Source organism: Polaromonas sp. P1_G2 (assembly GCF_056405515.1).
The window spans coordinates 1-570 of sequence record NZ_JBFUBY010000764.1; the positions used below are offsets into that span (position 1 = coordinate 1).

A 570-nucleotide genomic window follows, 5' to 3' on the forward strand; every position below is an offset into this window, starting at 1 on the left:
TGCCTCAATCAACACCACGACACGCAATGCCCAGTTCCTGAAGCGCGAATGGCGCATTTCCGCACCGATCGCCAAGGGCAACGGCCACAAATATTCGCTCGGCCACGAAGTCGAACGCTATCCGACCTATGTCCATGGCGATGACGGGCTTGGCAATATCGGCCTGCCGGCGACGGTCGACGGCGTGCCGCTCGATCCCCGTTCCGGCCACCAGTTCATCATCGACACGGTTCGGGCAAATCCCGGTGAGGTCACCATCGTTGCCGTCGGTCGAATGACCAATCTCGCCAATGCCCTGAATGAGGCGCCGGAGATCACCGATCTCGTCAAGGAAGTGGTGATCATGGGCGGCGCTTTCGACGTGCCCGGCAACGTCACGCCGGCCGCGGAGGCCAATATCCATGGCGATGCACTGGCCGCCGATGTGGTGATGACCGCGCCGTGGAAAGTGGTGATGATCGGCCTCGACGTCACGCTCAAGACCACGATGTCGCGTTCGAAGTTGGCGGAACTCGCGGCCAAGGGCGGCCCGGAGATGCAACTGCTTGACCGGATCTCGCAGTTCTACAT

Annotated in this window: 1 protein-coding gene; it reads left to right on the forward strand. The window is 61.6% G+C overall.

The features are described 5' to 3' along the window. Window positions 1-570, forward strand: a 570-nt coding sequence (locus AC1D0P_RS27455; protein WP_477679619.1) for a nucleoside hydrolase, incomplete at both ends; no start/stop codon positions are given.